We start from the raw sequence: 25,236 nt of genomic DNA, 5'->3' as shown, positions 1-25,236 counted from the left end.
GAGGTCGCTTACGAAAACGCCTGGATACCCGTAATGGCGCGGCCGAGGATCAGGGCGTGGACGTCATGGGTGCCCTCATAGGTGTTTACGGTTTCCAGGTTCGCGGTATGACGCATCACGTGATACTCGATCTGGATGCCGTTGCCGCCGTGCATGTCGCGCGACATGCGGGCGATGTCGAGCGCCTTGCCGCAATTGTTGCGCTTGACGATCGAGATCATCTCCGGCGCCATCTTGCCCTCGTCCATCAGGCGACCGACGCGAAGCGACGCCTGCAGGCCGAGCGCAATCTCGGTCTCCATGTCGGCGAGTTTCTTCTGCACGAGTTGGGTGGCAGCGAGCGGCCGGCCGAACTGCTTGCGGTCGAGCGTGTACTGCCGCGCACGGTGCATGCAGTCCTCGGCGGCGCCCATCGCGCCCCAGGAGATGCCGTAGCGGGCGCGGTTGAGGCAGCCGAACGGCCCCTTCAGGCCGGAGACGTTGGGCAAGAGCGCGCTTTCCGGCACCACCACATCGTCGAGCACGATCTCGCCGGTGATCGAGGCGCGGAGCGACAGCTTGCCGCCGACCTTCGGCGCCGACAGGCCCTTCATGCCCTTTTCCAGAATGAAGCCGCGGATCTGGTTGTCATGGGCGGCCGACTTGGCCCAGACCACGAACACGTCGGCGATCGGCGCATTCGAGATCCACATCTTGCTGCCGTTGAGCTTGTAGCCGTCGGCGACCTTCTCGGCGCGGGTCTTCATGCCGCCGGGATCGGAACCGGCATCCGGCTCGGTCAGGCCGAAGCAGCCGACCCACTCGCCGGTCGCAAGCTTCGGCAGATATTTCTTGCGCTGGGTTTCGTCGCCATAGGCATAGATCGGATACATCACCAGCGACGATTGCACCGAATTCATCGAGCGGTAGCCGGAATCGACGCGCTCGATCTCGCGCGCCACCAGGCCATAGGCCACGTAGCTCGCATTGGCGCAGCCATATTCCTCAGGCAGCGTGACGCCGATCAGGCCAAGCTCGCCCATCTCGTTGAATATCTCGCGGTCGGTCTTCTCTTCCAGATACGCTTTGGTGACTCGCGGCAAGAGCTTGTCCTGCGCATAGGCGCGCGCGGTGTCGCGGATCAGGCGCTCATCTTCGGTGAGCTGGTCGTCGAGCAGGAACGGATCATCCCACTGGAAAGCAGCCGCTGCCGGCTTGTCCTTGGCCTTGGGGCTCACGCTCATGAAACATCCTTTCGCGTCGGTCTCTCGGAATTGGCGGATAAATTAAAGCGCTATGCTGCGAAGCGCAATTGAATTGGACGCCGGTCATTCCGGGCGATGCGCACGCATCGAACCCGGATTGACAGGTGCTAGTCGAGTTTCTCGTTCGAGACGATCTCGATGCCGAAGCCTGACAGGCCTTTGTAGTCGTGCACCGACGACGTCAGGTTGACGATCGAGGTGACGCCGAGATCCCTGAGGATCTGCGCACCGACGCCGACTTCGCGCCACTGCCTGTGGCGGTCGGCCTCCGCAGTCTTTGGCTCGGTGACGGGCTCGACGGGAACACCGGCCGCACCGTCGCGCAGATACACCAGCACGCCGCGGCCGGCTTGCTTGAAATGCCGCAGCACCACTTCCATCCGCGCCTGGCCGGTGAAGAGGTCCTTGACGATGTTCGGCTTGTGCAGCCGCGTCAGCACGTTCTTGCCGTCGCCGATGCCGTTGTAGACGAAGGCGGCATGCATGATCTCGTCGAATGGCGAGCGGTAGGCATAGCCCTGCAGCGGGCCGATCGGACTTTCGGTGGTGAAGGTCGCGACCCGCTCGATCAGCTTCTCGCGGGCCTGGCGATAGGCGATCATGTCAGCGATCGTGACGTGCTTGAGCTTGTGGGCGGCGGCGAATTTCGCGACCTGCTCGCCCTTCATCACGGTGCCGTCGTCGTTCATCAGCTCGCTGATGACGCCGACCGGCGGCAGGCCGGTGAGCTTGCAGAGATCGACCGCAGCCTCGGTATGGCCGGAGCGCAGCAGCACGCCGCCGTCGCGCGCGATCAGCGGAAAGATATGGCCGGGCCGGGCAAAGTCGTTGGCGCCGGCATTGGGGTTGGCGAGCGCACGGCAGCAGGATGCGCGCTCGTCGGCCGAGATGCCCGTGCCGCCGTCCGGCTTGTAGTCGATCGAGACCGTGAAGGCGGTGGTGTGGTTGGACTCGTTGTGGGCGACCATCGGATCGAGCCGCAGACGCCGCGCATCGTCGGTCGTGATCGGCGCGCAGACGATGCCGGAGGTGTGGCGGATGATGAAGGCCATCTTCTCCGCCGTGCACAGCGACGCCGCGACGATCAGATCGCCCTCGCCCTCCCGGTCGTCATCATCGGTGACGACGACGAGTTCACCCTTCGCAAAGGCTTGCAGCACTTCCTGGATCGTATCGGCCATTGTCCCAAAATCTCGCTCTTTCCAAGCAGTGGATTAGCCGGGTTCCGAACCGCGCGCCAGTAGCATTATGCAACCCGCCATGCGCCCGGCAGGCATACCAGGACGACCCGCCCCTAGGGCAGCACCTCGTTCCGTTCGCTGAGCCGGGCGTCCATCTCGGCACGCTTGTCGCCGTGCAGGCCGGCATGGCAAACAGGGTAAGGCGATATCGCGAATAAGTCCGTGCGCCTGTTGCCGCAACCTGGAGGGCTGGGCGTGAGGTTCAAACGAGCAATGTGTCACATCCGTGCAGGCCACATTTTTCTGGCGCTTCTGGCCTGCTTGCTCAGCCTGCCCCCAGGTGAGGCAGCCGCGCAATCCGCCGGAAGTGTTCAGCAAAATTTTGCGAATTCGCTGACGTCCGTGCCGTCGGAGCCTTTAGCGGCGTCAGGCGCGTTCTACGTGCCGGTCTATTCCAGCGTGGCCATGAGCCAGGGCAAGCTTCGCGCGGATTTCTCGGTGACGCTCAGCGTCCACAACGCTTCCGATACGACACCGCTTGTGCTGAAGCGGATCGCCTATTTCGACACATCAGGCAGGCTGGTGGAGAGCTACCTCAAATCGCCGGTCGCGCTAAAACCGTTCTCGACCGTCGAGGTCTCCATCGCCATGGCAGACACCCGCGGCGGCACCGGCGCCAATTTCGTGGTCGACTGGGCCGCGTCCGGCGAGATCGCCGAACCTGTGGTGGAGGCTCTGATGGTCGGCGGGGTCGGCGCCGGACATTATGCCTTCATCAGCCAGGGCCGGCCGACCAGGCTGGTTGGCAAGAACTGACCTCACGGCGAGCCGCGACACGGCCCGCTGAACGAAAAAACGGAACGGAGCGAAACGTCCATGTCCACCCCAGCCCAGTTCGACTTTGCACCCTTGCTCCCGGCCGGCCTGCCCGCGCCGGCCGCGCGGTGGACCGGACTTGCAAAGTACAGCTTCGTCGGCGGCAACAACGATCCCGAGCAGGTTCCGGTCGAAGGGCTGCTGGAGGCGGTCAACAACGTGCTGAAGCGCGAGGGCAAGAATCTCGCGACCTACAACCTCGCGCACGGGCCGCAGGGCTACCTGCCCCTGCGCGAATTCCTCAGCCAGAAACTCAAGCGCGACGCCGGCATCGTCTGCACGCCCGACGAGATCATGATCGTGTCCGGCTCGTTGCAGGCGCTTGACCTCGTCAACCACACGCTGCTTGCCAAGGGCGACACCGTGCTGATCGAGCAGGAGACCTATCAGGGCTCGCTAAACCGGCTGAGCCGGCTCGGCGTCAACCCGGTCGGCATTCCGCTTGACGGCGAGGGCATGCGGATGGACGCGCTGGCGGCCGCGCTCGCCGACCACAAGCGACGCGGCATCACGCCGAAATACATCTACACCATCCCGACCGTGCAGAACCCGACCGGCAGCATCCTCCCCGAGAGCCGCCGCGCCGAGATGCTGCAGCTCTCGAAAGAATATGGCGTGCCGATCTTCGAGGACGATTGCTATGCCGACCTGATCTGGAGCGGCGAGCGGCCGCCGGCGATCTACGCCATGAGCCAGCATGGCGGCGTGATCCATATCGGCTCGTTCTCGAAGTCGATCGCGCCGGCGCTGCGCGTCGGCTTCATCGTCGCCCCCTGGGAGATGATGTCGCGGATGCTGGCGCTGAAGACCGACGCCGGCTCCGGCGCGCTGGAGCAGATGGTGCTCGCCGAATATTGCGCGCCGCATTTCGCAACCCATGTGCCGCGGCTGACGCGCGGCCTGCGCGCCAAGCTCGACACGCTGATGGAGGCGCTGAACGAGCAGTTCGGCACCGCGGCCGAGTTCGAGGCGCCGCAGGGCGGCATCTTCCTCTGGGTCAAGCTGCCCGACACTGTCGATACGCTGAAGCTCTATCAGGCGGCGCTATCCGCCGGCGTTTCGATCAACCCGGGACCGGAATGGTCGACCAACAAGGCCCATTCCGGCAGCCGGCTCCGCCTCTGCTTCGCCAGCCCCTCGCATCAGCAGATCCGCGAGGGCGTCGCCGCGCTCGCCGAGGTCTGCCGCAAGGAGTTCGGCGTGCCGACACGAAGCGCCAATGTCGAGAAGAAAAACGGCTAGCTGCTTACCTGCTGCAAGATGGATTGCTTCGCTTCGCTCGCAATGACGGCTTTACCGGTCATGGGTCAGGATATCGCCCGGCCGCAGCAGATCGAGAATCTCCGAAATCCCCCTGAGGTTCCGCAGGAACGTTTCGACGCGCGCGATGTTTCATCCTCAGTAGAGGAGGATCAGATGAGGAAGCTTGGATATGTCTTTGCGGCGATCGGTGCGCTTGCGATTGCGGCGCCGTCGATCGCGAGCGCAGAGACCGTCGTCATTAAGCGCGACGGCTATCATCAGAGCTGGAATGATCGCTGGCATCATGGCTGGAATGCACGCGCCGAGATGCGTCGTGATCGCGGCTGGCACAGTGGCTGGCGCCATCATCCCGACCGCGTCGTGATCGTGAAGAAACACCGCTACTACTAAGGCCGACACAAAGCGAAATGGCTCCGTGCGGAGCCATTTTTTCCTTGCTGAGCATATCGCGGGACGATTGCCGCGCGAAGCGCTACCTCTCAGATGTGCTGCGCCATGATCTGGCCGGGCCGCGCGTCCGGCCGCGGCGCGATGTCGACGGACCACAAATCGCGGTTGTCGACGTCCTTCAACGTCACCGTCATGACTTCGGTGCTGGCGTCGATGTCGACGCGGCCGAAGAACTGCAGCCCAAAGCACGGCGCGAGGTTGTCGCCCTGCTCGGCCGAGCAGCCCTTCTGGTACATCGCCTTCGGGCCGAAGGTGTTGTCGAGCTCGCCGGGCGACCAGGTGCCGGCGTGCAGCGGGCCGGAGACGAACTCCCAGAACGGCTCGAAATCCTGGAACACGGCGCGGTTCGGATCGTAGTGATGCGCGGCGGTGTAGTGCATGTCGGCGGTGAGCCACACCGTGTTGCGGATGCCTGCGCGCTTCATGAAGGAGAGCAGGTCGGCGATCTCGTGCTCGCGCCGCTCCGGCGGACCGTCGCCGAGCGCGATCGCATCGAGACTGACGAGGCCGATCGGCAGGTCGGCCGCGATCGCCTTCCAGGTCGCGTTCGATGCAACCAGCTCGCGCTTCAGCCAGGCGAGCTGGGTTGCGCCGAGGATGCAGGCCTCGCTCGGATCGCCCTGCTTGTTCCAGGTGGAATCGCGGTAGGAGCGCATGTCGATCATGAAGACATCGAGCAGCGGCCCGTAGGCGATCTTGCGATAGACGCGGCCGTCACGCTCCGGCATCAGCCGCATCGGCATGAATTCGTGGAAGGCGCGCCGCGCCCGCGCCACCAGGCGCGAGGTGCCGTCCTCATCGTAGCCGGTGTCATCCGCGCTACCGATCGGCGACCAGTCGTTGGTGACCTCGTGATCGTCCCATTGCGCGAACATCGGGACGTCGGCATGGAAGGCGCGGAAATTGTCGTCGAGCCAGTTGTATTTATAGTTGCCGCGAAACTGCGCGAGGCTGTGCGCGACGACGGATTTCTCCTCGGTGACGATGTTGCGCCAGACCTCGCCGCCCGGAAGCTTCAATTCCGACGGCACGGTGCAATCGGCATAGATGTGGTCGCCGGAATGGATGAAGAAATCCGGGCAGTCGTTCAGCATGGTGCGATAGGTCCGCATGCCGCCACGCGCCGGATCGATGCCCCAGCCCTGCCCCGCGACGTCGCCGGACCAGACGAACGAAATAGAACGCCGATCGTCCGGCGCGGTGCGGAAGTGTCCGACACGGCTCTCGCCGGCGAGGCCGTCGCGATCGTCGAAGCGCACGCGATAGAACAGATCCTGCCCAGGCGGCAGGCCGTCGAGCAGCAGCTTTGCGGTGAAGTCGCGATCGGGCAGCGCATCGGCAGACGCGGTACGCAGGATGGTCGCAAAGCTTTCGCTCGCGGAACATTCCACCCGCATCCGCGCCGCCCGATCGGCGCAGGCCCAGATCACCGCGGAGTCGGAGGCAACGTCGCCGGACTGGATGCCGCCGGCGATCTGAGGACGATCCGCCGCGCGGCTGAGATAGGGTCTTGCGAGCGAGCCCAGTCCCGCCAGCGCTGCCGTGGATGCGGAGCGGACCAGAAGCTGACGCCTTGTGAGGCCTCGCTTCGCAGGAGTAGCAATCGCCATCGAACAGCCTTCGTCGAATCGCGACGAAGGTTTTGCCTGCGCTCCTTGACTCCCGGCTTACGGTTTCTTGACTCGGAGCCGACGGTTTTGCGACAGCGGGATGACTCGCGATGGAGCTGTGTACGCTGAGCTCGAAGCCCAACCGGTCATCCCCGCGCAACGGCTTAGCCGTTGTCGCTGGAGGAGCGCGCTCCTCAGGATGACGGGTTGAGTATCGTCGCCCGTGTGCAAAAGGGACGCCGGAGCGCTGCGGCAGCGCAATCACCGCCAGTTGCAGATGCCGCCGGAACGGCAGGGCCAGGTCTGGACCCGCGTATCGCGCGCCTGCGCGTCGAGCGGAGTGGCATGCCGCCGCGCCAGCTTGGCGCGGGCGGAAGCACGCGCCGCCGCACGCGGCCGCTCGGCGGGCTCTGCGGTCACCTTGGCCGTGCGCACGGTCTTCTGCGGCTCGACCTTCGGCTGTTCGATCTTGGGCTCGGCCTTGGCCTGCGCATCGCTGCCGCGGTCGCTCTTCGCCTCAACCGGGACCGGCTCAAACTGCGCCGGCGGGCCGAGGCGCTTCGGCGACAGCACGGCCTTGGAAAGATCAAGGCCGAGAAACTCGCTCGGGCGATACTCGTCGGCCGACGCCACGCTGCCCAATGCGAGGGACGCGCCACAAACGGCTGCAACAAAAACGCTTTTCAGGACCATCAAAAGCCTCCTGAAATCACTCAGAGAGCGGTGATCATGTAGGGAGCCAGCCTACGCAATACCAGCCGGTGTTGCGGGCAAGGTTACTGGTCAACCAGGGCGGCCGCGGAAAGTTCCCCGCGGCCAGCCCATAGCGTTCTCGAGCGAGGCGGATACCGGTTCGCGTGAAGAAAACGCGTCAAAACCAGGTTCTTGAGCTTCGTTCTGATTCAATCAAAACCGAAGCTCGAGCGCGCCCTATTCCGCCGCCTGCGCGACTGGCTGGCCGATCGCGCTGTCGAGCCGCGTGCATTCGGCGCGGTAGCGGGCGACATTGGCTTCCTTGACGTGGCCATAGCCGCGCACGAGATCCGCCGATTTCGCGAGCGCCACCAGCCGCGGCAGGTCGAGCGGCTTGTGGCCGTCGAGGTGGCGCAGGATCATCGCCGAATACTCGCCTGGCAGCGCGCGCTCCATCCTGCGTTCAGCGGTGTAGCCGAAGATGTCGAGCGCGGTGCCGCGCAGCCCCTTGAGCCGCGCCAGCACGCCGAAGGCCTTGAACACCCACGAGCCGAACTCGCGCTTCTGCAAATGGCCGGTGGCCTTGTCACGGCGCGCCAAGAGCGGCGGCGCGAGCAGCACCTTGAGCGCCGGATCGCCGTCGAACTGCTCCTTCAGCGCTTTGGCGAACTCGCCGTCCGAATAGAGCCGTGCGACCTCGTACTCGTCCTTGTAGGCCATCAGCTTGAACAGACCTTTTGCGAAGGCTTCGGTCAGCTCATGCGAGCCTGGGGCGGCCGCCGTCTCGGCCGCGCGCACGCGCGCGACATCGGCGAGGTAGCGCTTCGCGTAAGCCTCGTCCTGATAGTCGGTCAGGACCTTGGCGCGGAAAGCGATCGCCTCGTCCAGCGTCCGCTTGGCGGGTGCCGCACCGGCGCTCTTGAAGCGCGCCGCGCTGACCACGCGCGGCAGGTCGTGCGCGGCGAGCCGGCCCCACGCGAACGCCGTCTTGTTCATCTCGATCGCGGCGCCGTTGAGCTCGATCGCCTTCAGTATGGTGTCGAGCGACAGCGGGATCGCGCCGCGCTGGAATGCGAAGCCGAGCATGAACGCATTGGTCGCGATGCTGTCGCCCATCAGCGCGGTGGCGAGCCCGGTCGCATCGAGGATATCGAGATCGCCTGGCGTTACCGCCCCGTTGAGCGCGTCGCGCATCGCGCCGGCCTCGAAATCGATGTCCGGATTGATCACGAAGCTCGCGGTCGGCAGCAGGTCGGCGTTGACGACAGCGCGGGTGACGCCACGCTCGGCGCGGCTCAGCGCCGGTCCGCTGGTGGCAACGACGAGGTCGCAGCCCAGGATCAAATTGGCATTGCCCGGCGCGATGCGCACCGTGGTGAGCATGTCGGCCGCCGGCGCCAGCCGGACATGGCTCATCACGGCGCCGTTCTTCTGCGACAGGCCGGTGAAGTCGAGCGTCGAGCACGCCATGCCCTGGACATGCGCGGCCATGCCGAGCAGCGCGCCGATGGTGATGACGCCGGTGCCGCCGATGCCGGTGACCAGGATGTTGTAGGGACCGGCGAGCGCGGGTGTCGGCGGGGTCGGCAAATCCGCGAACAGCGCCTTCGGATCGGCCGCGGTGCGGTCGGCCTTGCGCAGCTTGGGATCCTGCACCATCACGAAGCTCGGGCAAAAACCCTCGATGCAGGAGAAATCCTTGTTGCAGTTCGACTGGTCGATGCGGCGCTTGCGGCCGAACTCGGTTTCCAGCGGCTGCACCGAGACACAATTCGAAGCTTGCGAGCAGTCGCCGCAGCCCTCGCAGACCCGCTCATTGATGAAGACGCGCTTCGGCGGATCGGGATAGAGCCCGCGCTTGCGGCGGCGGCGCTTTTCGGCGGCGCAGGTCTGGTCGTAGATCAAGACCGTCAGGCCCTTGATGTCGCGCAGCTCGCGCTGCACAGCGTCGAGCTCGCGGCGATGGTGCACGGTGGCATCGGTCGGAAAATAATTCGCCGGATATTTCTCTGGATCGTCGGAGACGATCGCGAGCCGTTTGGTCCCCTCGGCCGCGACCTGGTGGGCAATTTGCGACACCGTAAAGCCGCCTTCGGCCGGCTGGCCGCCGGTCATCGCCACCGCATCGTTGTAGAGGATCTTGTAGGTGATGTTGACGCCGGCGGCGGCCGCGGCGCGGAGTGCCAGCAAGCCGGAATGGGTGTAGGTGCCATCGCCGAGATTCTGGAACACGTGCGGTTCGCTGGTGAACGGTGCCTGCCCGATCCAGCTCACGCCCTCCGCGCCCATATGCGAGATCGTCGCGGTGCGGCGGTTCGGCACCGACAGTGCCATGCCGTGACAGCCGATGCCGGCCATGGCGCGGCTGCCTTCCGGAATCCTGGTCGAGGTGTTGTGCGGGCAGCCCGAGCAGAAATACGGCGTGCGCGCCAGCTTGACGGCACCGGAACCTTCGGCCGGACGGTCGAACGCCTCGAGCTTGGCAAGCCGCTGCTCCAAGAGCGGGCTGCGGTGGCCGAGCCTGCGCAGCCGCGCCACCACCGCCGCGGCCACCATGGTCGGCGTCAGTTCGCCTTCGCTCGGCAACAGCATCGCGCCGCTCTCGTCGCGTTTTCCCACCACCGACGGCCGCTTTGACGCGTCCATGTTGTAGAGGATGCGGACGAGCTGGTCCTCGATGAAGCCGCGCTTCTCCTCGACGACGAGCACGTCCTGCAGGCCTTCGGCGAAGGCGCGCGCGCCGCGCTCCTCGAGCGGCCAGGTCAGCGCCACCTTGTAGATGCGCAAGCCGAGCGCCTGCGCCTCCGCGTCCGTGATCCCGAGATCGGCTAGCGCCTGGCGCAGGTCGAGATAGGCTTTGCCGGTCGCCATGATGCCGAGCCGCGCCGGCTTGGAGTCCAACACGATGCGGTCGAAGCGGTTGGCGCGCGCGAAGGCTGCGACCGCCTCCATCTTCGGGCCGTGCAGGCGCCGCTCCGCCTCGAGCGGCGGATCCGGCCAGCGGATCGACAATCCGCCCGGCGGCATTTCGAAATCGTCGGGGGTGATGATCCTGATGCGATCGGGGTCGCTGACGATCGAGGCCGAGCTTTCGACCGTCTCCGAGATCGCCTTGAAGCCGACCCAGCAGCCGGAATAGCGCGACAACGCAAAGCCGAGGATGCCGAGGTCAAGATAATCCTGCAGCGTCGCCGGATTGACCACCGGCATCAGCGCCGAGGCGAACACCTGCTCGCTCTGGTGGGCGAGCGTCGAGGACTGGCAACCATGATCGTCGCCGGCGAGTGCGATCACGCCGCCATTGGGCGCGGTGCCGGCCGAATTGGCATGCTTGAGCGCATCCAGCGAGCGGTCGACGCCGGGACCCTTGCCGTACCAGATGCCGAACACGCCATTGACCTTGGCGCCCGGGAACATGCCGACCTGCTGGCTGCCCCACACCGCGGTCGCCGCCAGGTCCTCGTTGAGACCAGGCACGAAGGCGATGTCATGCTCCTTCAGGAAGGACTTGGCGCGCCACAATGCGTGGTCGTACATGCCGAGCGGCGAGCCGCGATAGCCGGAGATGAAGCCCGCCGTGTTCAGCCCATGCGCGCGATCGCGTTCGCGCTGCAACATGGGCAACCGGACCAGCGCCTGGGTACCGGAGAGGAAGATACGTTTCGCGTCCAACCGGTACTTGTCGTCCAGCCCAACTTCCAGCAACGCCATTATCGAGGCTCCCCGTCCCTGAATCTCTGCGCCGGTCCGAACCGGTCTCATTATCTGCGCATGATCATGCATCAGCATGCACTGATTTTGTTATGCATGAACAGCCACGTTCCATGGCCGCAGCACATATCTCCGTGTTGCGCGTGCGAGGCCTTGCCGAGCCCCGCCTTCTTTGAAACGGTGGCACTCAAAGGGAGACCAAGGATGATTTCAGTCGAAACAGCGTTCACGACGGAAGTGACGGAGAACGCCAATCTGCTGGTCGGGCCGTGGCGCGGCCCGAAACAGATGCTTCAGGCCCAGGTCTACGATTCCCACGCTTCGATTCACGACGATGCCACCGCGCAAAAGCTCGGCTTCCGGGGCGGAACGATAGAGGGACCGACACATTTCAGCCAGTTCGCGCCGCTGTGCGAGCGGATCTGGGGCCGAGCCTGGTTCGAGACCGGATGCTTGTCCGCGCACTACCGCAATCCGGTCTTCGAAGGCGAAGAGGTGCAGGCCCAGATCGAGAAGCCGAACGCCGGCCAGACGGTGTGTGCGATCGGGATGATCAAGCGCGACGGTACGGAGGTTTTGCGCGGCACGGCCTCCGTCGGCGGTGACGGCAGCGAAACGGCCCTCAGCCATCGGCTCGGCGAACTGAAGCCGCTTACCGATCCCGTCATCCTCGCCGACATCAAGGTTGGCATGAAGACCCCTCGACAGGCGATCAAGATGGATTTCGACCAGAACATGGGCGACCTCTATCCGTTTTCGCTGGCCGACAAGCTGAAGGTGATCACCGAACCCTCGGACGGCTATTATGCGCAGGAGCACAATCCCTGGGGGCGGGCCATCATCCCGATGGAGATGCTGAGCGTGCTGTTCCAGTACCGCGCGCGCGAGGACCGGCTGCCGGTCCGCGGCCCCGCCGTCGGGCTGTTTGCCGATCAGGAGATCCGCCTGCTGCGGGGGCCGTTGTTCCCGGGCGAGACCTATTGGGCGGAACGCGAGGTGGTCGCGCTCTCAGGCAGCAAGCGCACGGAGAGCATGTGGGTGCGCACGACGGTGTTCGGAGCCGACGACAGACCGGTTGCGACCATGCTGCTCAACGGCGCCAGCATGAAGGATTCCTACGCCAACTACCAAAGCGAGCACAAAGCACTCTATGGCTGAGCTGACCGCCGCTTCATCCCGCAAGCCGTCAAATCAAGGACAACGATGGCCCGCCTGCCCTATCTCGAAGCCGACCAGGTCGCGCCCGAGTATCGCGACATACTCAAGCGCAACACCAATCTGCACAAGCTCCTGGTCAACTCGCCTGATATGGCGCGGGCCTTCAACGGCATCGGCGGCTACATCCGCTTCAAGAGCAAGCTCGACCCCCGGCTGCGCGAGCTTGCGATCCTGCAGGTCGGCTGGCTGGAGAAATCGGAATACGAGTTCACCCATCATGTGAAGATCGGCAGGGAGTTCGGCGTCACCGACGCTGATATCCAGGGCCTGATCGCGGAGACCGAAGGCAAGCCGTCGACGCTGGAGCCGCTGGCGAAAGCCGTCCTGCGAGGTGCCCGCGAGATGGTACGCGAGCTTTCGATGTCGGATGCGACCTTCGCGGAGATCAAGCAGGAACTGTCCGACGAGCACATGACCGACCTGGTGCTGACCATCGCCTTCTACTGCGCCGTGGTCCGCGTGCTCGCGACCATGAAGATCGACAACGAACCGCCTTACAAAGACGTACTGCAGCAGTACCCGTTACAGGGAGTGAAGTGAGATGCGCCTCAAAGATCGCGTCGCCATCGTCGTCGGCGCCGGCCAGAGCCCCGGCGAGGGCATCGGCAACGGCCGCGCCACCGCGCTGACCTTCGCGCACGAGGGCGCGAAGGTGCTGTGCGCCGATCACAATCTGGACTCGGCGCAGGAGACCGTCGAGATGATCGCAGCCAAGGGCGGCACTGCTGTCGCCTTCAAGGCCGACGTCACCAGGAATGCCGACATCAAGGCGATGGTGACGGATGCCCACGCGCGCTGGGGTAGCGTCGATATCCTGCACAACAATGTCGGCGTGAGCCTCTCTGGCGGCGATGCGGAACTGCTCGACATATCCGAGGAGGCGTTCGACCGCTGCGTCGCGATCAATTTGCGGAGCTGCATCCTCGCCGCCAAGCACGTGATCCCGATCATGCGGCAGCAGCGGTACGGTTCCATCATCAACATCTCGTCGATCGCCGCGATCACGACCTACCCCTACGTCGCCTACAAGGCGACGAAATCGGCCATGATCGCCTTCACCGAGCAGCTCGCCTACCAGAACGCGTCATATGGCATTCGCGCCAATGTGATCCTGCCCGGGCTGATGAACACGCCGATGGCGGTCGATACCCGCGCGCGAGAGTTCAAGAAGAGCCGTGCCGAAGTGGAGGCCGAACGCGACAGCAAGGTTCCGCTGCGCCACAAGATGGGGACCGGCTGGGACGTCGCCAACGCCGCGCTGTTCCTCGCTTCCGATGAAGCCAACTTTATCACCGGCGTCACCTTGCCGGTCGATGGCGGCGCGAGTGTGCGGCGCGGTTAACCTACGTGATTAACCTGTGTGACGAGATCACGGGCCAAAGCACGTTGCGATTCGTAAAAGTTGAAATATTCCAATGACACGATGATGTGACGGTGCGTGCACATAAATCGAAATCCTGACTCGATGTGGTCGCACGAAATTCATCTGCGCTCGATATCAGGCACCTCGTGAATCTGGAGTGCCTGGACCCATGAGCGAAGAACTCGATCTCGAACTCAGACCCGATCAGTGGGAAGCACTGAAGGCGTTGCGTGCGCCCGCAGCCAACCCGTCAAGAATGAGCCGGTTTGCCGTCGAGAGCCTGATCACGCTGGGCTTTGTTGCAGTGCGAGGTGAATCGCTGGCGTTGACGCCCGCGGGTCGCAAAGCGTTGATCCGCGGCTCGTCGCAACTGCTGCAGGACATTGCAGCCTGAAGGTCTGCGCACGCGGCTTCACGCCGCGTGCGCCTTTCCCGAAATGGTGGCTTCGCCGTGCTGCGTCAACGGCTTCATCCCGGTGACAGTGCGAAGCAGCACATAGAATACCGGCGTCAGAAACAGGCCGAAGACCGTGACGCCGATCATGCCGGAGAACACCGCGACGCCCATCGCGCGCCGCATCTCCGAGCCCGCGCCGGTCGAGAGCACCAGCGGCAAAACGCCCATGATGAACGCCATCGACGTCATCAGGATCGGCCGCAGCCGCAGCCGGCTCGCCTCGATCGCGGCACGGATCGGCGAGCGGCCGGCGAATTCGAGCTCGCGCGCGAATTCAACGATCAGGATCGCGTTCTTCGCCGACAGGCCCACCAACACGATCAGGCCGATCTGGGTGAACACGTTGTTGTCGCCCTTCGAGATCCAGACCCCGAACATCGCGGCCAACAATCCCATCGGCACGATCATGATGATCGAGAGCGGCAGGGTCAGGCTCTCATAGAGCGCAGCGAGCACCAGGAACACGAGCAGGATCGCCAGCGGAAATACCCAGACCCCCGAATTGCCGGCGATGAACTCCTGATAGGTCAGATCGGTCCATTCGAACGCAAAGCCGGGCGGCAGCACCTCGGCGGCAATCCGCGTCGCCGCCTCCTGCGCCTGGCCGGAGGAATAGCCGGGCGCCGCCGCCGCGTTGATGTCGGACGACAGGAAGCCGTTGTAGCGGATCGCGCGCTCGGGGCCTGCGCTTTGGCGAATCTTCAGCAGCGCCGATAGCGGCACCATGTCGCCGGACGACGAGCGCACCTTCAACTGCCTGATGTCGTCGGCGCGGGCACGGAACGGCGCGTCGGCCTGGACATAGACCGAGTAGGTGCGGCCAAATTTGTTGAAGTCGTTGACGTAGTAGGAGCCGAGATAGATCTGCAGCGTGTTGAAGACCTCGGTCACGGGCACCCCGAGCTGCAGCGCCTTGGTGCGGTCGATGTCGGCAAACAGCTGCGGCACGTTGACCTGGAAGCTCGAGAACACGCCGGCGATCTCCGGCGCCTTCTGCATCGCCGCCATGAACGCCTTCGTCGCCTCGTTCAGCGCGTCGTAGCCGAGGCCGGCGCGGTCCTCGATCTGCAGCTTGAAGCCGCCGATCGTGCCGAGGCCGTTGACCGGCGGCGGCGGGAACATGGCGATGAAGGCTTCCTGGATGCCGGCATATTTCTTGTTCATGTCGGCCGCGATCGCCGGACCGCTGAGCGCGGGGTTCTTGCGCTCGTCGAACGGCTTCAGCGTCGAGAACACGATGCCGGCATTGGAGGAGTTGGTGAAGCCACTGATCGACAGGCCCGGGAACGCCACCGAGCTTTCGACGCCGGGCTGTGTCAGGGCGATGTCGCTCATCTTGCGGATCACTTCCTCGGTGCGATCGAGCGTGGCACCGTCGGGCAATCGCGAAAAGCCGACCAGATATTGCTTGTCCTGCCCCGGCACGAAGCCGCTCGGCACCTGCTTGAACAGCACGCCGATCAGGCCGATGAGCAGCACATAGAGACCGATCACCGCGGCCTTGCCGTAGATCACCTTGGTGACCGTGCGGCCATAGTTCTCGGACGACCGGATGAAGACCTTATTGAAGCCGCGGAAGAACCAGCCCAGCGACTTCTCCATGATCCGCGTCAGCCGGTCCTTCGGTTCGTGATGGCCTTTCAGCAGCAGCGCCGACAGCGCCGGCGACAGCGTCAGCGAGTTGATAGCCGAGATCACCGTCGAGATCGCGATCGTCAGCGCGAACTGCTTGTAGAACTGCCCCGTCAGGCCAGAGATGAAGGCAAGCGGAACGAACACCGCGATCAGCACCAGCGCGATCGCGATAATCGGTCCGGACACTTCGCGCATCGCCTGGTTGGTGGCGTCGCGCGGCGACAAGCCGGATTCGATGTTGCGCTCGACGTTCTCGACCACGACGATGGCGTCGTCGACCACGATGCCGATCGCCAGCACCAGGCCGAACAGGCTGAGCGCATTGATGGAGAAGCCGAACACGTGCATCACCGCGAAGGTGCCGACGATCGACACCGGCACCGCGAGCAGCGGAATGATCGAGGCGCGCCAGGTCTGCAGGAACAGGATCACGACCAGCACGACCAGCGCGACCGCCTCCAGCAGCGTATGGATCACGGCCTCGATCGAGGAGCGCACGAACTGCGTCGGATCGTAGACGATCTGGTAGGAGACGCCTTCCGGCATGTTCTTCTTGATCTCGGCCATGGTGGCGCGGACATGATCGGAGATCTGCAGCGCGTTCGAGCCGGGAGCCTGGAAGATCGGGATCGCGACCGCCTGCTTGTTGTCGAGCAGCGAACGCAGGCCGTATTCGGACGCGCCGAGCTCGATGCGGGCGACGTCGCGCAGCCGCACCACCTCGCCCTGCCCGCCGGTCTTCACCACGATCTCGCCGAACTGCTCCTCGGTCGACAGCCGGCCCTCGGCGTTGACCGAGAGCTGCAGGTCGATGCCCTTGACGCTCGGCGACGAGCCGACCACGCCGGCGGCGGCTTCGACGTTCTGCGCCTGGATTGACTTCACGATGTCATTTGCGGTCAGGCCGTGCTCGGCGGCCTTCTGCGGATCGACCCAGACCCGCATCGAATAGTCGCCAGCGCCATAGAGCTGGACGTCGCCGACACCGTCGATCCGTGCCAACCGGTCCTTGACGTTGAGCACCGCGTAGTTGCGCAAGTATGTCATGTCGTAGCGGTTGTTCGGCGACAACAGATGCACGACCATGGTGAGGTCAGGCGAGCTCTTCTTGGTGATGATGCCAAGCTGGCGCACCACCGCCGGCAGGCGCGGCTCGGCCTGCTGCACGCGGTTCTGCACCAGTTGCGTCGCCTTGTCGGGATCGGTGCCGAGGCGGAACGTCACCGTCAGCGTCATCGCGCCGTCGGTGGTCGCCTGGCTCGCCATGTAGAGCATGCCCTCGACGCCGTTGATCTGCTCCTCGATCGGGGTCGCGACCGTCTCCGCGATGACCTTGGGATTGGCGCCCGGATAGGTCGCGCGGACCACAACCGACGGCGGCACGACGTCGGGATATTCCGAGATCGGCATCGCCAGGAGCGAGATCAGGCCGGCGAGGAAGATCAGGATCGAAAGGACAGCGGCGAAGATCGGCCGGTCGATGAAGAATTTTGAGAGATTCATGGGTCCGCCCCCGCGCGCAGGTTCTGCTTAGCGCTGCGCGACGTGCTGGTTGGTTTCGTTGGATGCCTGTTGCGTGCCGCGTGCGCCCATCGCGGCGACCTCCATCTTCAGAAGTGCGCCGGGACGCACGCGCTGCAGGCCGTTGACGACGATGCGGTCGCCCGATTTCAGGCCGGCGGTCACGATGCGCAGCCCTTCAGCCGAGCCGCCGAGCGTGACCGGGCGGTAGACCGCGCGGTTGTCGTCGCCGACGACCATGACGAACTTCTTGTCCTGGTCGGTGCCGACGGCGCGCTCGTCGATCATGACCAGCGTCTGTTGCTGCGGCTGGCCCATGCGCACGCGCGCGAACTGGCCCGGAATCAGCCGGCCGTCGTCGTTCTTGAACACCGCGCGGACGCGAATGGTGCCGCTCTTGCCGTTGACCTGGTTGTCGATGAGCTGGATGTGCCCCTTGGCGCTGCCGCGGCCGGACGTCGTCATCTCGACCGGGATGCGGTCGAGGTTGCCGCGCTTGCCGGAGGCGTCCGCGATCGAGTTCAACGCGCGCAGCACGACTTCCTCGTCCGCATCGAAGCTCGCATAGATTGGGTTGACCGAGACCAGCGAGGTCAAGACCGGCGAAGCGGTGCCGGCGGCAACGAGGTTGCCGACGGTGACCTCGATCTTGCCGACCCGGCCATCGACCGGAGCACGGACCTCGGTGTAGTCGAGATTGAGCCTGGCCGTCTGCAACGTCGCCTCGGCCGCCTTCACATTGGCGACCGCCTCGCGATTGGCGTTGTCGCGCTGGTCGAAATCGCGCTTGGTCACCACGTTGTTGCCGACGAGCTGCGCGCCGCGCTCGACTTCGCTGGCGGTAAAGACCGCGCGGGCCTTGGCCGCCTCGAGCTGCGCCGTGGCCTTGTCGACCTCGGCGCCGTAGGGCGCGGGGTCGATCTTGAAGAGGACATCGCCGGCCTTGACCAGCGCGCCCTCGGTGAAGTTGGTCGAGAGGATCGCGCCGGCCACCCGCGGGCGGAGCTCGACGCGGTCGATCGCCTCCAGCCGGCCCGAAAATTCGTCGAACAGGCTGGTCTGGCGCGGCTCGACGACGGCGACCGTCACGGCGACGGCCTGCTCGGGGGCGGTGGCGCTGGCGGTTGCCTGCGCGGAATGAAAATAGTGGCCGGTCGCGACCGAACCGGCCACCGCGACGGCGCCGAGGATCACGATGCCGCCGACGATGCGTCGGAAACGGCCGGAATGGGGATTTTTGGCGGATCGGGGCATTTGCGCGCTCCAGAATTGTAGTGTTCACTACAAATGTGGAGCTGGACGCCGGTTCGCAAGGTACTTATGTATCAGGCACTACGAAATTCTTAGCGCAATCCTGGGGAAATTGGAAGTCAGGGAAAACATCAGCTCGAACAACAGGATAGACTTAGGGAAAGTCCGTCATAGAAACGGCACCCGGGTCAGGGAGCAACGCAAATGGGAATGGGACGCCCCCGCGCCTTCGACACGGACGCGGCTTTGGAGCGGGCAATGGAGGTGTTTTGGCGGCACGGCTATGAGGGCGCGACGATCGCGCAGCTCACCGACGCCATGAACATCAATCCGCCGAGCCTCTATGCCGCCTTCGGCAGCAAGGAAGGCCTGCTGAAGGCAGCGCTCGACCGCTACACCGAAAGACGCGACGCCTGGATGGAAGAGGTGCTGGGCGCCCCGACCGCCCGCGAAGTCGCGATGCAGCTCTTGATGGGGACCGCCGACGCCCAGACCGATCCCGCCAACCCACCCGGCTGCCTTCTGGTCCAGGGCGGCCTCGCCTGCGGCACCGGATCGGAGAATGTTCCGTTCGAGCTCGCCGCACGGCGGACCCACACCGAGGATCAGTTGCGCGAACGCTTCGTGCGCGCGAAGGCCGATGGCGATCTGAGCGAGGGCGCCGATCCCGCCGCGCTTGCGCGCTACCTGTCTGCTGTCACCGCCGGCATGGGCGTGATGGCCTCCTCGGGCGCCGACCGCGACGCGCTCCGCCAGGTAGCTGCGGTGTCGTTGAAGGCGTTCGAGGAGCAGTCGAGGGGCGAGTTGTAACGGCAAGTACGTGGCGAGGGACTCGCTCACCACATCGTCTGCCGCGCGCGCTCCGGCCATTCGCGGTCGTACTTTTCGCCGCCGACCGTGTTCGCACTCATCTCGGCGAGGATCTGGCCCGGCGTCGGCAAGGTCTTTGGATCGACCCGCTTGTCGGGATTCCAGAGATCGGAGCGCACGATCGCGCGCGCGCACTGGAAATACATCTCCTCCACCGTCATCACGATCACCGTGCGCGGCGCCTTGCCCTCCATCTTGAAGGATTCGAGCAGCGCGGGCTCGGCCGAGACATAGGCCCGTCCATTGACGCGGAACGTGCTGCCCGACCCCGGGATCAGGAACAGCAGCGCGACGCGGGGATCACGCACGATGTTGCGCAGGGAGTCACAGCGGTTGTTGCCGCGGCGATCCGGAATCATCAGCGTCGTCTCGTCGTGAATGCGAACGAAGCCGGGCAGATCGCCGCGCGGCGAGCAGTCGAGGCCCTCCGGCCCGCAGGTCGCGAGCGCCACGAATGGCGACTTCTCGATCAGCACACGGTAGGGCGGCGTCACGCGATCGGCGACCTTCACCGTCGAGGCGTCGTTCGGAAAGCCGTAGATCGCCTCAAGCTGCTCGATCGTCTCTATCACAGACATTCGCGTCCTTCCCTTCGTTGGAGCATGACCCTTGCGGAAAACCGGGTCCCACCTTTCCGGGGTCATGCTCGTCTAGCCGTCCCAGCGCTCGCCCTTGATAACGCGGACAAGCTGCCGCGCGTGGTATTCGGCGGTGCCGGAATTGACGATGGTGACATCCGGCGCAGTGGTCTCGTCCACGGTGCGCGCCAGCCGCTGCTCAAGCCGCCCGTCGCTCGCGCGCGCCCGCATCGCCAGCCGCGCCGCAAGCACGTCAGGCGGCGCGGTGATCGAGACCACGGTGACATTGGCGTAAGTGCGTCGCGCCGCCGAGATCACGGTGCGCGAGACGTTGGCGATCACGGTGCGGCCGGCGCAGATCTCGTCGTCGATCGCCCGCGACAGCGCATAGCGATGGCCGTGCGCCTCCCAATGCATCGCATAGTTGCCCGCGGCGATCGCGTGCTGGAAGGCGTCCGCGCTGACCTCTTCATTGTCTTCCGACGTGGAGGCGGCGCGGGTGATCAGGCGGCGCGGAAACACGATGTTGCGGTCATCGGCACAGGCCGCTTTCGCCAATCCCAGGAGCGTGTCCTTGCCGGCGCCGCTCGGGCCGACCACCAGCACCAGCCGGCCCGGGCCGATCGCACTGACGCGCTGCGCGCTGATATCAGGGCCATCGCTCATGCGACCCTCCTTCCCTCGCGCCAGACGCTGCGCACCACCGGCAGGTCGCGCGCGACATGCACGCGGATCAGGTCGGCGCGCCTGCCTGCTGCGATCTCGCCGCGATCGGCGAGCCCGACTGCCTCGGCCGGCGTCTTGGTCACGGTGCGGATGGCGGAGGCGAGATCGATCGCCGGCACCTGCCGCGGCAGTTGCAGCGCCGCCATCAACAGGCTCGAGGGGATGTAATCCGACGATAGGATGTCGAGCAGCCCCTCGCGGGCGAGATCGACGGCCGCGATATTGCCGGAATGCGAGCCACCGCGCACCACGTTCGGTGCACCCATCAGGATGTCGATGCCGGCCGCGTGCAAGCCCCGTGCGGCCTCGATCGTGGTCGGAAATTCCGCAACCGCGACCCGGTCGCGAACCGCGTCCACGACGTTCTCTTCCGTGGTGTCGTCGTGGCTTGCCAGCGGAATCTTGTGCTCATGCGCCAGCGCGACGATCTCGCGCATGTTGGTCGCGGCATATTGCTTCTGATAGTCGAAGCGCCGCGCGAACAGCACGTCGAGCTCGTCGTCGGTCATGCCGCCGCCCTTGCCGCGGTAGTAGTCGCGGAGCTTCACCTCGTCGCGGAACTGACGCTGCCCGGGCGTGTGGTCCATCAGCGACATCAGCCGCACATCGGGTCGGCCGACCAGCTCCTTGGCTTCTGCCACTACGGTCGGCATCGGGATTTCGCAGCGCAGATGCAGGAAGTGATCGGCGCGCAGCAGGTTCTCCTCGCGCGCGGTCGAGATCGCCGCCGACAGCACGCCGGCGCGACCGTCGACATCCTCGGCGCCGTCCTCACGCCAGACCCGAAGCGAATCCAGCACCGTAGTGATGCCCGATGTCGCAAGCTGCCCGTCATAGGAGATGACGGCGGCAACCGGATCCCAGAACACCTTGGGCCGCGGCACGTAATGCATCTCGAGGTGGTCGGTGTGCAGCTCGATCAGCCCGGGCATGATGAGGTCGCCGCCGGCGTCCTCGCTTGCCCCGGGCACCTTGCCCTCGCCGTAACCGGCGATCTTGCCATCGGCGATGGCAACCCAGCCCTGCTCGATCACGCGATCGGCAAGGACGACCCGGGCGTTGCCGATGATGGTGTCTTGCTTGGCGGTCATCTCAATCGGTCCTTCAGGCAGCAGCGGCGAACGAGGTCACGTCAACGATGCGGTCGGCGATCAGATGGCGGATCTCGTCATCATGGACGATCGCGACCATCGCGACGCCCTTTTTCTTCTTTTCGGCGATCAATTCAACCACCACCGCGCGGTTGGCGGCATCGAGCGAGGCGGTCGGTTCGTCCAATAGCAGAATCGGCAGGTCGGAGATGAAGCCGCGGGCGATATTGACGCGCTGCTGCTCGCCGCCGGAGAAGGTCGAGGGCGGAAGCGCCCAAAGCCGCTCCGGGATGTTGAGCCGCCGCAGCAGGCGGCCGGCGCGCTCACGCGCTTCCTCGCGCGCCACACCGTTGGCGATCAAGGGCTCGGCAACGACATCGATCGTCGCCACACGTGGCACCGCCCGCAGGAACTGGCTGACATAGCCGATGGTCGAGCGGCGCACGCTCAACACCTGCCGCGGCTCGGCGGTGGCAAGGTCGATCACCGCGCCCTGGTGGCGAATACCGATCCGTCCGCCGTCGCAACGGTAGTTGCCGAAGATCATCTTCAGGATCGAGGATTTGCCGGCGCCAGACGGGCCCGACAGCACCACGCATTCACCCGGCTCGACGTGGAACGAGACGCCGCGGACAACCGGCAGCTCGACGCCGCCCTGCAGATGCATCGTGAAGGTCTTCCCGGCGTTGGCTATGTCGATCATTGCAGTCATATTCTATCTCATGGCGGTAGGATCGAGGAGACGAGCAGTTGTGTATAGGGCTCGCGGGGATCGTCGAGCACCTGGTCGGTGAGGCCGGTCTCGATGACGCGGCCGCCCTTCATCACCATCACGCGGTGCGAGAGCAATCGCGCCACCGCGAGATCGTGGGTCACGACAACAGCGGCAAGCCCAAGCTCGCTGACGAGGTTGCGCATCAGGTCGAGCAGGCGCGCCTGCACCGAGACGTCGAGCCCGCCGGTCGGCTCGTCCATGAACACCAGCCGCGGCTCGGTGACGAGGTTGCGCGCGATCTGCAGCCGCTGCCGCATGCCGCCGGAATAGGTCTTTGGCGCGTCGTCGATGCGGCCGACATCGATCTCGACCCGCTCGAGCCAGTTCGAGGCGGTGTCGCGGATCCGGCCGTAATGGTTCCAACCGACCGCCATCAGCCGCTCGCCGACATTGGCGCCGGCCGAGACCGCCATGCGCAGCCCCTGCGCGGGATCCTGATGAACATAGCCCCAGTCGGTGCGGAACAGGAAGCGCCGTTCGGCCTCGCCGAGATCAGCCAGATCGCGCAGCACGCCGTCGCGCATCCGGTAGGACACGCGGCCCGCGCTCGGCGCAAGCTGGGCCGACAACAGCTGCAGCAACGTCGACTTGCCCGAGCCGGACTCGCCGACGATCGCAAGCACCTCGCCGGGATAGAGCGAAAACGAGACGTCGCGACAGGCTGCAAGCCGGCCGTAGTTCCTGGCAAGGCCTTCGGCAACCAGCAGCGGCTGGTCATCGTTGAGGCTGGACGGCTCAGGCATGCGCCTTCTCCTTGTGCGGCGCTGCGTTCTCGGTGCCGCGATGGCCGGCGGCCTGGCGGCCTTCGCAGAAATCGGTGTCGGAGCAGACGAACATCCGCCCGCCCTTGTCGTCGGTGACGATCTCGTCGAGATAGGAGTCGTCAGCCCCGCAGAGCGCGCAAGGCGCGTCGAAGCGGTAGCGCGTGAACGGATGATCCTCGAAATCGAGCGACACCACCTTGGTGTAGGGCGGCACCGCGTAGATCCGCTTCTCGCGGCCGGCGCCGAACAGCTGTAGCGCCGGGCAATTGTCCATCTTCGGATTGTCGAACTTCGGCGTCGGCGACGGATCCATCACATAGCGCGCATTCACCTTCACCGGATAGGCGTAGGCGGTCGCGATATGGCCGAAGCGCGCGATGTCCTCGTAGAGCTTCACATGCATCAGGCCGTATTCGGCGAACGCATGCATGCGCCGCGTCTCGGTCTCGCGCGGCTCTAGGAAGCGCAGCGGTTCCGGGATCGGCACCTGATAGACCAGCACCTGGCCGCCATGCAGCTGCGCCTCGGGGATGCGGTGGCGGGTCTGGATCACGGTCGCGTCCGTCGTCGCAGTCGTGGTGGCGACGCCGGCGGTCTTGCCGAAGAACTTCCGGATCGAGATCGCGTTGGTGGTGTCGTCGGAGCCCTGATCGATCACCTTCAGCATGTCATCGGGACCGAGGATCGCCGCCGTCACCTGCACGCCGCCGGTGCCCCAGCCGTAGGGCATCGGCATCTCGCGGCTCGCGAACGGCACCTGATAGCCGGGAATCGCGATCGCCTTGAGGATCGCGCGGCGGATCATCCGCTTGGTCTGCTCGTCCAGATAGGCGAAATTGTAAGCCGGCGCGTTCATTCCGCGGCCTCCTGCAGTTCCGGAGCCTCATTGGCCTCGGCGAACTCCTGCCGCAGCTTGCGCAACAGGCCGAGCTCGGACTGGAAGTCGACATAATGCGGCAGCTTTAGGTGCTCGACGAAACCGGTGGCCTGTACATTGTCCGAGTGCGACATCACGAACTCTTCGTCCTGCGCCGGTGATCTCACCTCCTCGTCGAGCTCGCGCGCCCGCAAGGCACGGTCGACCAGCGCCATCGACATGGTCTTGCGCTCGCTCTGCCCGAAGGCGAGCCCATAGCCGCGGGTGAAGCACGGCGCTTCGGTTGCCGAGCCCTTGAACTGGTTGACCATCTGGCACTCGGTCAGCGCGATCGAGCCCAGCGACACCGCGAAACCGGCGTCCTCGGCAAAGAACTCGACCTCGACCTCGCCGAAGCGGATCTCGCCGGCGAAGGGATGGTTGCGGCCGTAGCCGCGCTGCGTCGAATAGCCGAGCGCGAGCAGGAAGCCCTCGTCGGCGCGCGCGAGATTCTGCAACCGCAGATCGCGGTCGGCCGGAAAGCTGAGCGGCTCGCGCGTGAGGTCGCCGACCGGCGCGTCGCCATCCGCCTGCGGCGACGGCTCGATCAGGCCGTCGCGGCCGAGGATGTCGGTCACCCGCGGCGTCGCAGCCGGCGAAGCGTCCGACGTCTCCGGCGGCTCGGGTACAAGACCTTCCGCGAGCTGCGGATCGAGCAGTCGATGGGTGTAGTCGAAGGTCGGCCCCAGGATCTGGCCGCCCGGAATATCCTTGAAGGTCGAGGAAATGCGTCGGCGGACCTGCATCTCGCCGGTATTGACCGGCTCGGTCGCACCGAACCGCGGCAGCGTGGCACGGAAGGCCCGAACCAGGAAGATCGCCTCGATCATGTCGCCGCGCGCCTGCTTGATGGCGAGCGCCGCGAGCTCACGGTCGTACAGCGAGCCCTCGGTCATGACACGATCGACGCCGAGCGAAAGCTGCTCGGCGATCTGCGACAACGACACATCGGGCACGTCGCGGTCGCCGCGCCGCTCATGCGCGAGCAGGCGGTGGGCGTTCTCGATGGCGCGTTCGCCTCCCTTGACGGCTACGTACATGGC

Annotated in this window: 22 protein-coding genes; 8 read left to right on the top strand and 14 right to left on the bottom strand. The window is 65.2% G+C overall.

The genetic code is table 11. The features are described 5' to 3' along the window. Positions 1-8 precede the first annotated feature (8 nt). Together ACFFWD_RS10055 and ribB are read right to left on the bottom strand one after the other, a co-directional pair. A complete protein-coding gene (locus ACFFWD_RS10055; protein ID WP_376964460.1) occupies positions 9-1,223 on the bottom strand; it encodes an acyl-CoA dehydrogenase in 1,215 nt (404 codons plus the stop codon). 128 nt (positions 1,224-1,351) lie between these two features. Continuing rightward, positions 1,352-2,425: a 3,4-dihydroxy-2-butanone-4-phosphate synthase gene (ribB, locus tag ACFFWD_RS10050; RefSeq protein ID WP_376964457.1), complete on the bottom strand. Its 1,074-nt coding sequence runs from the start codon at positions 2,423-2,425 to the stop codon at positions 1,352-1,354. Positions 2,426-2,698: 273 nt separating this feature from the next. Between ribB and ACFFWD_RS10045 the strand changes: the two genes are divergently transcribed. The 3 genes from ACFFWD_RS10045 to ACFFWD_RS10035 all read left to right on the top strand — a co-directional run bounded on the left by ACFFWD_RS10045 (position 2,699) and on the right by ACFFWD_RS10035 (position 4,954). Beyond that, complete coding sequence (locus ACFFWD_RS10045; protein ID WP_376964585.1) at positions 2,699-3,241, top strand: DUF3124 domain-containing protein; 543 nt, start codon at positions 2,699-2,701, stop codon at positions 3,239-3,241. 60 nt (positions 3,242-3,301) lie between these two features. Next, positions 3,302-4,543, top strand: a complete 1,242-nt coding sequence (locus tag ACFFWD_RS10040; protein ID WP_376964454.1) for an aminotransferase-like domain-containing protein — start codon at positions 3,302-3,304, stop codon at positions 4,541-4,543. Between the two features lie 174 nt (positions 4,544-4,717). After that, positions 4,718-4,954, top strand: a complete 237-nt coding sequence (locus tag ACFFWD_RS10035; RefSeq protein WP_376964451.1) for a hypothetical protein — start codon at positions 4,718-4,720, stop codon at positions 4,952-4,954. A gap of 89 nt (positions 4,955-5,043) precedes the next feature. Here the strand turns inward: ACFFWD_RS10035 and ACFFWD_RS10030 are convergent, their stop codons facing one another. From ACFFWD_RS10030 to ACFFWD_RS10020, 3 genes are all read right to left on the bottom strand, one after another. Beyond that, on the bottom strand, positions 5,044-6,624 hold the full coding sequence (locus tag ACFFWD_RS10030) for an alkaline phosphatase D family protein (protein ID WP_376964448.1): 1,581 nt from the start codon (positions 6,622-6,624) through the stop codon (positions 5,044-5,046). A 261-nt stretch (positions 6,625-6,885) separates the two neighbouring features. After that, positions 6,886-7,317 carry a hypothetical protein gene (locus ACFFWD_RS10025; RefSeq protein WP_376964445.1) on the bottom strand — a complete coding sequence of 144 codons (432 nt, stop codon included), beginning with the start codon at positions 7,315-7,317 and terminating at the stop codon, positions 6,886-6,888. Positions 7,318-7,554: 237 nt separating this feature from the next. Further along, a complete protein-coding gene (locus ACFFWD_RS10020) occupies positions 7,555-11,028 on the bottom strand; it encodes an indolepyruvate ferredoxin oxidoreductase family protein (RefSeq protein WP_376964442.1) in 3,474 nt (1,157 codons plus the stop codon). 204 nt (positions 11,029-11,232) lie between these two features. On the opposite strand from ACFFWD_RS10020, the gene ACFFWD_RS10015 reads away from it, so the two are divergent. The 4 genes from ACFFWD_RS10015 (at position 11,233) to ACFFWD_RS10000 (ending at position 14,003) form a co-directional block, all read left to right on the top strand. Then, entirely contained in the window at positions 11,233-12,186 is a 954-nt protein-coding gene (locus ACFFWD_RS10015) for a hypothetical protein (protein ID WP_376964439.1), read from the top strand. A gap of 45 nt (positions 12,187-12,231) precedes the next feature. Then, positions 12,232-12,786 (top strand): carboxymuconolactone decarboxylase family protein, encoded by a 555-nt coding sequence (locus ACFFWD_RS10010; RefSeq protein ID WP_376964436.1) that lies wholly within the window; start codon positions 12,232-12,234, stop codon positions 12,784-12,786. A 1-nt stretch (position 12,787) separates the two neighbouring features. Then, a complete protein-coding gene (locus ACFFWD_RS10005; protein WP_376964433.1) occupies positions 12,788-13,588 on the top strand; it encodes an SDR family NAD(P)-dependent oxidoreductase in 801 nt (266 codons plus the stop codon). Between the two features lie 190 nt (positions 13,589-13,778). Beyond that, positions 13,779-14,003: a hypothetical protein gene (locus tag ACFFWD_RS10000; RefSeq protein WP_376964430.1), complete on the top strand. Its 225-nt coding sequence runs from the start codon at positions 13,779-13,781 to the stop codon at positions 14,001-14,003. An 18-nt stretch (positions 14,004-14,021) separates the two neighbouring features. On the opposite strand, the gene ACFFWD_RS09995 is transcribed toward ACFFWD_RS10000, so the two are convergent. Both ACFFWD_RS09995 and ACFFWD_RS09990 read right to left on the bottom strand, forming a co-directional pair. Next, entirely contained in the window at positions 14,022-17,204 is a 3,183-nt protein-coding gene (locus tag ACFFWD_RS09995) for an efflux RND transporter permease subunit (protein ID WP_376964427.1), read from the bottom strand. A 27-nt stretch (positions 17,205-17,231) separates the two neighbouring features. Beyond that, a complete protein-coding gene (locus ACFFWD_RS09990) occupies positions 17,232-18,476 on the bottom strand; it encodes an efflux RND transporter periplasmic adaptor subunit (RefSeq protein WP_376964424.1) in 1,245 nt (414 codons plus the stop codon). Positions 18,477-18,677: 201 nt separating this feature from the next. Here ACFFWD_RS09990 and ACFFWD_RS09985 point away from each other — a divergent pair, with 201 nt between their 5' ends. After that, on the top strand, positions 18,678-19,283 hold the full coding sequence (locus ACFFWD_RS09985) for a TetR/AcrR family transcriptional regulator (protein WP_376964421.1): 606 nt from the start codon (positions 18,678-18,680) through the stop codon (positions 19,281-19,283). A 26-nt stretch (positions 19,284-19,309) separates the two neighbouring features. Here ACFFWD_RS09985 and ACFFWD_RS09980 read toward each other — a convergent pair whose 3' ends face one another. From ACFFWD_RS09980 to ACFFWD_RS09950, 7 genes are all read right to left on the bottom strand, one after another. After that, positions 19,310-19,921, bottom strand: a complete 612-nt coding sequence (locus ACFFWD_RS09980; protein WP_376964418.1) for a pyridoxamine 5'-phosphate oxidase family protein — start codon at positions 19,919-19,921, stop codon at positions 19,310-19,312. Between the two features lie 72 nt (positions 19,922-19,993). Further along, on the bottom strand, positions 19,994-20,587 hold the full coding sequence (gene phnN, locus ACFFWD_RS09975) for a phosphonate metabolism protein/1,5-bisphosphokinase (PRPP-forming) PhnN (protein WP_376964415.1): 594 nt from the start codon (positions 20,585-20,587) through the stop codon (positions 19,994-19,996). After that, complete coding sequence (locus tag ACFFWD_RS09970; protein WP_376964412.1) at positions 20,584-21,738, bottom strand: alpha-D-ribose 1-methylphosphonate 5-triphosphate diphosphatase; 1,155 nt, start codon at positions 21,736-21,738, stop codon at positions 20,584-20,586. The genes phnN and ACFFWD_RS09970 overlap by 4 nt, the downstream gene beginning before the upstream one ends. Before the next feature lie 13 nt (positions 21,739-21,751). Next, positions 21,752-22,450 (bottom strand): phosphonate C-P lyase system protein PhnL, encoded by a 699-nt coding sequence (phnL, locus tag ACFFWD_RS09965; RefSeq protein ID WP_376964409.1) that lies wholly within the window; start codon positions 22,448-22,450, stop codon positions 21,752-21,754. 8 nt (positions 22,451-22,458) lie between these two features. After that, complete coding sequence (phnK, locus tag ACFFWD_RS09960) at positions 22,459-23,256, bottom strand: phosphonate C-P lyase system protein PhnK (RefSeq protein WP_376964406.1); 798 nt, start codon at positions 23,254-23,256, stop codon at positions 22,459-22,461. Then, positions 23,249-24,133: an alpha-D-ribose 1-methylphosphonate 5-phosphate C-P-lyase PhnJ gene (locus ACFFWD_RS09955; protein WP_376964403.1), complete on the bottom strand. Its 885-nt coding sequence runs from the start codon at positions 24,131-24,133 to the stop codon at positions 23,249-23,251. Before ACFFWD_RS09955 ends, phnK begins: the two co-directional genes overlap by 8 nt. After that, positions 24,130-25,233, bottom strand: coding sequence for a carbon-phosphorus lyase complex subunit (locus ACFFWD_RS09950; protein ID WP_376964400.1), 1,104 nt, complete (start codon positions 25,231-25,233; stop codon positions 24,130-24,132). Before ACFFWD_RS09950 ends, ACFFWD_RS09955 begins: the two co-directional genes overlap by 4 nt. Positions 25,234-25,236 lie beyond the last annotated feature (3 nt).

This window comes from Bradyrhizobium erythrophlei (genome assembly GCF_042430365.1).
GTDB lineage: Bacteria > Pseudomonadota > Alphaproteobacteria > Rhizobiales > Xanthobacteraceae > Bradyrhizobium > Bradyrhizobium erythrophlei.
The sequence above is the reverse complement of the archived record's forward strand: the minus strand, read 5'-3'. Positions and strand labels throughout refer to the sequence as shown.

Excerpts from the sequence above, each read along its gene's own strand:
- ACFFWD_RS09995 (WP_376964427.1), bottom strand. The coding sequence starts at position 17,204 with ATGAATCTCTCAAAATTCTTCATCGACCGGCCGATCTTCGCCGCTGTC.
- phnN (WP_376964415.1), bottom strand. The coding sequence starts at position 20,587 with ATGAGCGATGGCCCTGATATCAGCGCGCAGCGCGTCAGTGCGATCGGC.
- phnL (WP_376964409.1), bottom strand. The coding sequence starts at position 22,450 with ATGACTGCAATGATCGACATAGCCAACGCCGGGAAGACCTTCACGATG.
- ACFFWD_RS10000 (WP_376964430.1), top strand. The coding sequence starts at position 13,779 with ATGAGCGAAGAACTCGATCTCGAACTCAGACCCGATCAGTGGGAAGCA.
- ACFFWD_RS09955 (WP_376964403.1), bottom strand. The coding sequence starts at position 24,133 with ATGAACGCGCCGGCTTACAATTTCGCCTATCTGGACGAGCAGACCAAG.
- ACFFWD_RS10025 (WP_376964445.1), bottom strand. The coding sequence starts at position 7,317 with ATGGTCCTGAAAAGCGTTTTTGTTGCAGCCGTTTGTGGCGCGTCCCTC.
- ACFFWD_RS09970 (WP_376964412.1), bottom strand. The coding sequence starts at position 21,738 with ATGACCGCCAAGCAAGACACCATCATCGGCAACGCCCGGGTCGTCCTT.
- ACFFWD_RS10035 (WP_376964451.1), top strand. The coding sequence starts at position 4,718 with ATGAGGAAGCTTGGATATGTCTTTGCGGCGATCGGTGCGCTTGCGATT.
- ACFFWD_RS10010 (WP_376964436.1), top strand. The coding sequence starts at position 12,232 with ATGGCCCGCCTGCCCTATCTCGAAGCCGACCAGGTCGCGCCCGAGTAT.
- phnK (WP_376964406.1), bottom strand. The coding sequence starts at position 23,256 with ATGCCTGAGCCGTCCAGCCTCAACGATGACCAGCCGCTGCTGGTTGCC.
- ACFFWD_RS10005 (WP_376964433.1), top strand. The coding sequence starts at position 12,788 with ATGCGCCTCAAAGATCGCGTCGCCATCGTCGTCGGCGCCGGCCAGAGC.
- ACFFWD_RS09980 (WP_376964418.1), bottom strand. The coding sequence starts at position 19,921 with ATGTCTGTGATAGAGACGATCGAGCAGCTTGAGGCGATCTACGGCTTT.
- ACFFWD_RS10030 (WP_376964448.1), bottom strand. The coding sequence starts at position 6,624 with ATGGCGATTGCTACTCCTGCGAAGCGAGGCCTCACAAGGCGTCAGCTT.
- ACFFWD_RS09990 (WP_376964424.1), bottom strand. The coding sequence starts at position 18,476 with ATGCCCCGATCCGCCAAAAATCCCCATTCCGGCCGTTTCCGACGCATC.
- ACFFWD_RS10045 (WP_376964585.1), top strand. The coding sequence starts at position 2,699 with ATGTGTCACATCCGTGCAGGCCACATTTTTCTGGCGCTTCTGGCCTGC.
- ACFFWD_RS10040 (WP_376964454.1), top strand. The coding sequence starts at position 3,302 with ATGTCCACCCCAGCCCAGTTCGACTTTGCACCCTTGCTCCCGGCCGGC.
- ACFFWD_RS10020 (WP_376964442.1), bottom strand. The coding sequence starts at position 11,028 with ATGGCGTTGCTGGAAGTTGGGCTGGACGACAAGTACCGGTTGGACGCG.
- ACFFWD_RS09950 (WP_376964400.1), bottom strand. The coding sequence starts at position 25,233 with ATGTACGTAGCCGTCAAGGGAGGCGAACGCGCCATCGAGAACGCCCAC.
- ACFFWD_RS10055 (WP_376964460.1), bottom strand. The coding sequence starts at position 1,223 with ATGAGCGTGAGCCCCAAGGCCAAGGACAAGCCGGCAGCGGCTGCTTTC.
- ribB (WP_376964457.1), bottom strand. The coding sequence starts at position 2,425 with ATGGCCGATACGATCCAGGAAGTGCTGCAAGCCTTTGCGAAGGGTGAA.
- ACFFWD_RS09985 (WP_376964421.1), top strand. The coding sequence starts at position 18,678 with ATGGGAATGGGACGCCCCCGCGCCTTCGACACGGACGCGGCTTTGGAG.
- ACFFWD_RS10015 (WP_376964439.1), top strand. The coding sequence starts at position 11,233 with ATGATTTCAGTCGAAACAGCGTTCACGACGGAAGTGACGGAGAACGCC.